Source organism: Brevibacterium sp. S111, assembly GCF_004745075.1.
Classification (GTDB): Bacteria; Actinomycetota; Actinomycetes; order Actinomycetales; family Brevibacteriaceae; genus Brevibacterium.
The window spans coordinates 1-6,485 of sequence record NZ_RHFH01000033.1 but is presented as its reverse complement, the minus strand read 5'-3'; the positions used below and the strand labels follow the sequence as shown (position 1 = coordinate 6,485).

The 6,485-nt window shown below is 58.3% G+C and carries 6 protein-coding genes and 1 pseudogene; 3 read left to right on the top strand and 4 right to left on the bottom strand.

Features of this window, described 5'->3' with window-relative positions:
- Nucleotides 1–6 precede the first annotated feature (6 nt).
- Nucleotides 7–444, top strand: coding sequence for a hypothetical protein (locus tag EB836_RS18720; RefSeq protein WP_346763103.1), 438 nt, complete (start codon nucleotides 7–9; stop codon nucleotides 442–444).
- A gap of 281 nt (nucleotides 445–725) precedes the next feature.
- On the opposite strand, the pseudogene EB836_RS17760 reads toward EB836_RS18720, so the two are convergent.
- Nucleotides 726–1,638: pseudogene (locus EB836_RS17760) on the bottom strand (IS5 family transposase).
- Between the two features lie 933 nt (nucleotides 1,639–2,571).
- Here EB836_RS17760 and EB836_RS17755 point away from each other — a divergent pair.
- Nucleotides 2,572–3,690 carry a peptidoglycan recognition protein gene (locus tag EB836_RS17755; protein WP_167854514.1) on the top strand — a complete coding sequence of 373 codons (1,119 nt, stop codon included), beginning with the start codon at nucleotides 2,572–2,574 and terminating at the stop codon, nucleotides 3,688–3,690.
- 74 nt (nucleotides 3,691–3,764) lie between these two features.
- Complete coding sequence (locus tag EB836_RS17750; RefSeq protein WP_029416765.1) at nucleotides 3,765–4,451, top strand: metal-dependent transcriptional regulator; 687 nt, start codon at nucleotides 3,765–3,767, stop codon at nucleotides 4,449–4,451.
- An 18-nt stretch (nucleotides 4,452–4,469) separates the two neighbouring features.
- On the opposite strand, the gene EB836_RS17745 is transcribed toward EB836_RS17750, so the two are convergent.
- The 3 genes from EB836_RS17745 to EB836_RS17735 all read right to left on the bottom strand — a co-directional run.
- On the bottom strand, nucleotides 4,470–5,120 hold the full coding sequence (locus tag EB836_RS17745; protein ID WP_164742781.1) for a metal-dependent transcriptional regulator: 651 nt from the start codon (nucleotides 5,118–5,120) through the stop codon (nucleotides 4,470–4,472).
- On the bottom strand, nucleotides 5,117–6,010 hold the full coding sequence (locus tag EB836_RS17740) for a metal ABC transporter permease (protein WP_009882354.1): 894 nt from the start codon (nucleotides 6,008–6,010) through the stop codon (nucleotides 5,117–5,119). Before EB836_RS17740 ends, EB836_RS17745 begins: the two co-directional genes overlap by 4 nt.
- Nucleotides 6,007–6,485: ATP-binding cassette domain-containing protein (locus EB836_RS17735; protein WP_240690160.1), on the bottom strand; the 479-nt coding region annotated here is incomplete at its 5' end. The genes EB836_RS17740 and EB836_RS17735, both read right to left, overlap by 4 nt.

Here is a 6,485-nt window from a genome sequence, read left to right as displayed (position 1 = left end):
TGGGCTATGAGATCCCTGCCCGGGCGATGGAGTCGTTCTTCGATCGCACCGAGACGGAATCATCGGCAGCCGACCGGGCTGCTTGAGGAAATAGTGTTCTCCTGTCGAAACAACTTGACACAGTCCAGTTACAATATGGGAGACGGAGAACTGGCAGGCTGGTTCGCGCCGACGATCGAACTGACGCTCTGCGACGGACACAAAGTCCGACTGGCCGAACTCTTGCGTTCTGCACGACCGATTCTCGTCGATACTACTGGAGGAACGCTCGTCAGCAGCGCTGCACCGTGGAGCCAGCGGGTCGACTACATCCAAACAGTCCAGACGACCACAATGCCATCGATGTTGATTCGACCGGACGGCTACGTCGCATGGTCCGGCATTGACCAGTCAGTTCTTTACGATCATCTTAAGCGATGGTTCGGACCACCTTCTGGCCGATAGACCGGAGCGTTGACTGTCCAACATTGGTCCACGAAATAGAGAATGTCCTGAGGTGGCTGCTACTTCGGCACCCTAATGTAACGTCGTGGAGCTTTCTGGTCAAGAAGCCATCTCGCGGCCATTTGTGGGCTACTCGGCCCAAAATTGAGTTTGACCGTTGAGTTCGGCAATCCACCCCAGTAGCGAAATATATACTGAGTCGGTTGCCTGCTGGCCCCACCTTTGTTGAATTCTGTATCGGACCGGAACAACATCCCGAATGTGGCTAGGGCATGTCTCCTTTATCGGCGGAGCCATGTCAGGATCGCGCTGAGCACGACTGCCGCTCGATAGGTGATGGCGAGCTTGTCGTATCTCGTCGCTAGCCCTCGCCATTGCTTGACGTAGGCAAACGAACGCTCGACGACATTGCGGTTCCGATACGCGGCGGCATCGAACGCCGGCGGTCGCCCACCTTTGCTACCGCGCTTCTTTCGAGTCGCGATCTGGTCTTTCTTCTCCGGGATCACTGTGCGGATTCCACGCGAACGCAGGTAATCGCGGTTGCCTCTGGACCCATAGGCACGATCCGCCAGAACGGAGTCCGGGCATGTGCGAGCACGCCCACCACCAGCCCGGGGCACTCGAATATCAGCCAGGACCTGCGGCAGAATCACCCCGTCGTGACGTTGCCCGCCGGTGACCACCACCGCCAAAGGCCGACCCTTACCGTCGACGGCATGGTGGATCTTCGTCGTCAGCCCACCACGCGAGCGACCGATGCCGTGCCCGGCCGGCTCACACTCCGAATCGGGAGAATTCTTGTAATTCGACGTAGCCCCCTGTGTCTTGGTCAGGGCGTGTCGTGTTCGTTGCATGCTGGTGGGCACGGTTGATGGTGCCATCGACGGAGACGTTCCAATCGATGTCACCGGCAGCATCGGCATCAGAAAGCACGTGGGCCAGCACACGGTCCCAGGTGCCGTCGGCGGCGTAGCGGCGGTGGCGTTTCCATACTGTCTGCCAGGGGCCGAAGTGCTCGCGTGGCAAGTCGCGCCAGGCGGTGCCGGCCCGGTATCGGTAGACGATTCCTTCGACGATTCGACGGTTGTTCTCAAACGGTCGGGCTCTTTTGCCGACGTTTGAGGGCAACAGTGGTTCGATTTTCTCCCACTGCTCATCAGTGAATACTCGGTGTCGTTGATTTGTCGTCATGAACCCACCGTGTCAGTCCTGGAATCGTCAATAAAGGAGACACGCCCTAGTTCGTCTCGGGATCCGAAGCACTAATCGGCTCGCATCGTAACGATCGTTGGCCCGAGAGCCAGCCAAGCTCGAGGCGAAACCCGTGATCGATCGAACATGTTGCGACAATACCCATGAAGACCATGAACGCGGCCCCGGCATCTGAAATCATTGAACAACTTCAACTCGGCGGGCCTCTTCAGTCGAGGTCACGCTCCGAGGCCGACGACCGATTTCCAGAATCAAACTCGATAGTGCCCTCAACGAGTCTCGTCGACACCATCCCACCCAGCGCTCGTGAACGAACCCCTCGGCTACTCCGAAATACGTCTGTCGATGTCGTGCGACACTGTCGTGTCGCTTGACTGCGCACCGTAGTGCACTGTTCCTGCAACGTGTAATCTACTGAACATAGACTTTTGTTCGTTAAGCCGATACCCTGAACATGCCTTTCACGAACTTCCCCCGAGAAGGACCTTCATGCATACGAAGCTACTCACACTTTCGGCAGCCGGATCCCTGGCGTTGGCGGTGAACATCGGCCTTCCACCCGCCTCCGCGTCGCTGCACTCCGGCGATCCTGAAGTCTCTGAGTCTCCGCTGTCTGGAATCAGCGCAACCGGGGCACTTTCGGCAGGGGCCAGGGACGCATCGTCGACGACGAGGTCAGTCACGCGGACGAAGACCACATCCCTGCCGCCGTTGCTGCGCGCTCCGCAGAGCCTTCGTGATACTTCGGCTCATTTCACCAGCGCCGTTGTCGCTCATGCACAGGACCAAGCCGTGACGAGCCCATCGTCGACCGAGAGCCCTCATGTGTCCGATGATCGTAAGGATGGGGACCTTGCAGCGCCAACGGGATCAGGTGCCGCTGAAACTACGGACGGAATCACGATTTCGGCATTGTCCGATGTCATCGATCTGCCGTCAGCGTCACCGAATGTCGTAGGAATCGCATTCGACGACGACGTTCGGGTCGAGTTCGAGATCAGAACTCACACGAATGGCCGCTGGTCCGGGTGGCAGCACCTGCATGCTTCGGATGCCGGGGAGGGCTCGCGCGGCACGGACCCCTACTACACCACTGATACAGACAGTATTCAGTTGCGTGTTCTCGGTGACGGCGGCAGTCCAGCCGATGCCAAGGTCGTCAGTGTCGCTTCGAAGAGGCACCCCGGCGATTCAGAACTGGTGGCAGAGAATGCGCCCAAGAGTTCGGAATCGGTTGATCGGGAGGTGTCGCAGCATGCCCACTCAATTGACCACGCCTCGGTACCACCTTGCACACGGACGGGCGGATGCACCTGTCCACTATGCGCAGCATCGGCGGCCAACGTGGCGAAGAACTCTGTTGTCCAGCCCGAAGTCGCTACCCGTAAAGACTGGGGTGCGAGCGAAAAACTGGTACGAAATTCTCCCACGATCGCGGACTCAGTCTCCGCCGCAGTGATCCATCACACCGATGGCAACAACGACTATGCCGCAGAGGATGTGCCTGCGATTCTACGAGGGATCCAGTCGTTTCACATCACGGGTCGAGGGTGGTCGGACATCGGCTACAACATGCTCGTCGACAAATACGGAAGACTCTGGGAGGGGCGCGCAGGCGGGGTAAAGAAGGCCGTAGTCGGCGCTCACGCCGCCGGGTACAACACAGGATCGTTCGGCATTTCCGTGCTCGGCGACTATGACAAGAAGGCACCGCCCCAGCGCACTCTTGATGCGGTCGCGGAGGTGGTCGGGTGGAAGCTGTCCTTGAGCGGGGTGAAAGCGGGTGGCTCGACATCACTAGCCGGGGAGGAGATGAAAGCGATTGTCGGACATCGCGACGTTGGCCAAACAAGCTGTCCCGGCGACGGGTTCTACGCCAAATTCGACTCGATCCGTCAGGCCGCCGATGACTACCAAACTGGGAAGAAGGCGGGCGCGGGCGAAGAGGATGAGAACAAGGACGAATCTGACAGACAGCCTGACCTTGTCCCCGGCGTCATCGATAGCAACGCTCGTGATGCACGAACCTGAACGCAAAAACTGTGAAGAACCCAAGCAAACGGGCTGACGATCGGACGGACAGAACAGTTTGGTAATCTTCGACCATGTCCGTCACTGAACTCTCTGACAGCGCCCAAAACTATCTGAAAGCACTTTGGAGTTTGGGCGAGTGGTCTGATGCTCCCGTCACGACCACCGCGCTTGCCCAGAAGGTTGGGGTCAGGCAGTCAACGACATCCGACGCGATTCGCAAACTCTCGGACGAGGGGCTCGTCGCGCACACGCCGTACGGGTCAATTGCTCTGACGGCACAAGGTCGAGTCTATGCCCTTGCGATGGTCCGTCGTCACCGCCTCATCGAGACCTTCCTCGTCGAGGTCCTCGGATACACCTGGGACCAGGTGCATAACGAAGCCGAGACCCTCGAACATGCGGTGTCAGACTTCATGGTCGACCGTATCGCCGAACATCTCGACCACCCCGATCGCGACCCTCACGGAGACCCCATTCCAGCTGCAGACGGAACCATTGATCGCCCGGCTGCGATCCCATTGACACACGTCGGAACGGGAAGCCGAGTCCGTGTCGAGCGGATTTCGGATTCCGATCCCAACCTTTTGCAGTTTCTGGCTGAGTACGGCATTCATGTCGGATCGTATTTCAGCACCGAAGCGGGTCCTCCATTCTCTGATTCTATTGTGATTCACCTTGAGGGAGGCAATGGAGCTGGCGTGACGCTCGGGCGCACGGCCAGCGACGCCATGTGGGTATCCCCGTGCTCTGCTGCGTGAGTTGTCGTAAGAACGGCGCTACTGAATTGTTGAAGTTGCGTAGACATACTCGGAGGCATCGTCGCTGAGGACTACAACGTTATCGTCTGGCTCCAATGTGAGACTGCTCTGGCCATCAGGGTGTTTCTCGAGGGTGATGTGGGTGCCCGGAAGGATGTTCTTCCGCTCCAGTTCGAAGAGTAGATGCTCAGGGGCGCGTCCAATTCTCGAAACTTGAAGTAGGTGAGCAGTCGGGAGAGCGGCGAGAGGTTCGCCGTCTCCCGGTCGCAGATCGTCTACCTTTGTTGGTATTCGGTTGCCATAGGGATCGAGCTCGGGGCTGCAGGCAAGAGCAGCCATCGTCTCCACGACATCGGAGCTCAGTGCCATTGCCATCACCGATGCCTCTTTCAATACGCGGTGCCATGGAACACTGAGAATCGTAAAGAGGTGGCAGCGGCAAATTCTTTCTGCGCGCACAGCCGACAGCGCCCTGCACGCGCCGGCCTCGGTCAATGAAAGTGGCCCATAATGCTCCTGCCTGACCAAATTGTGACTGGCGAGGACTCGAAGGTACTGAGTCACTGCAGGCCGACTGCGTTGCAGAGTCTCGGCAAGCTGGGCCCGGGTCATGGACTTGTTTTTCGACTCCTCCAGCTCCCAGAGACCGCGGAGGTACTCGTCGATCACGGAACTTGAGCCTCTGCCGAGTGCCGCTTCCACTGGTCGTTGGTCCGGCGATGTTGCCGCGACTTGGCGATCAGCCCGTGGCTGGGGCTGAACAGGTAAACACCGGTGAAGACGACACCTTGGACAAGCACAACTAGACCGCCAGATGAGGCATCCAACCAGTAACTCAGGTAGATCCCTAGCACCGAGGACAACGCCGACATGATGGGCGCGATGAGGAGCATTCGATTGAATCTATCGGTGAGAAGGTGGGCGGTCGCTCCTGGAATGATGAGCATCGCCACGACCAGGATGACACCGACAACCTGAAGTGCTACCACTGTCGTCAGAGCAAGGAGTGCAAGCAGCAGCGCTCCGAGAACCCGCGGCGACAGGCCGATTGCGTAAGCGTGAGTCGGATCAAATGCGTACAGAGTCAGGTCGCGGCGCTTGGCAATCAGGACGGCGAACGCGATGACAGCAAGCAGCGCAATCTGTCGAAGGTCCGAAGTCGAAACGCCGAGGATGTTGCCGAAGATGATGTGATTGAGGTCGGTGTGACTCGGCGTCGTCGAGATCAGCACTAGCCCCAGGGCAAACAGGGTCGTAAAGACGATGCCGATGGCAGCGTCTTCCTTGATCCGACTAGTTCCTCGAAGAATGCCGATCGCTGCGACTGCGATGAATCCGAAAACCAGCGCACCGGCGGCGAAGGGGATCCCTGCGATGTAGGCAATGACGACCCCGGGAAGAACTGCGTGCGAAACAGCGTCACCCATCAGAGACCAGCCGACCAGGATCAGCCAGCACGATAAGAGTGCGCAGACGATTGCAGCGAGCACTGTGGTGGTCAGTGCTCTGATCATGAATTCGTAGTGGAGTGGTTCGATGACGAGACTGTAGAGGTTCATTCGGATTCTTCTGCCCTTCGAATGTCGAGACCAAATGCCAGTGAGAGGTTCTCGGGGCGCAGAGCATCGGCGACAGGACCTTGAAAGAGGATTGACTGCAGCAAAAGGATTGCCTCATCAGCCAGTTGTGGCAGAGCATGCAGATCGTGAGTGGAGATGAGCACGCAGTGCCCCTCATCGGCGAGTTCACGCAGCAGTTGAACGATGGTCGATTCGCTGCTCTTATCTACCCCAGCGAAGGGTTCATCAAGCAATAGCACGTTGGCTCCTTGCGCAAGTCCACGAGCGACAAATGTGCGTTTCTTCTGCCCACCAGACAACTGTCCGATCTGTCGAGAACCGAAGGTCTTGGACTGTGTCAAGTTGTTTCGACAGGAGAACACTATTTCCTCAAGCAGCCCGGTCGGCTGCCGATGATTCCGTCTCGGTGCGATCGAAGAACGACTCCATCGCCCGGGCAGGGATCTCATAGCCC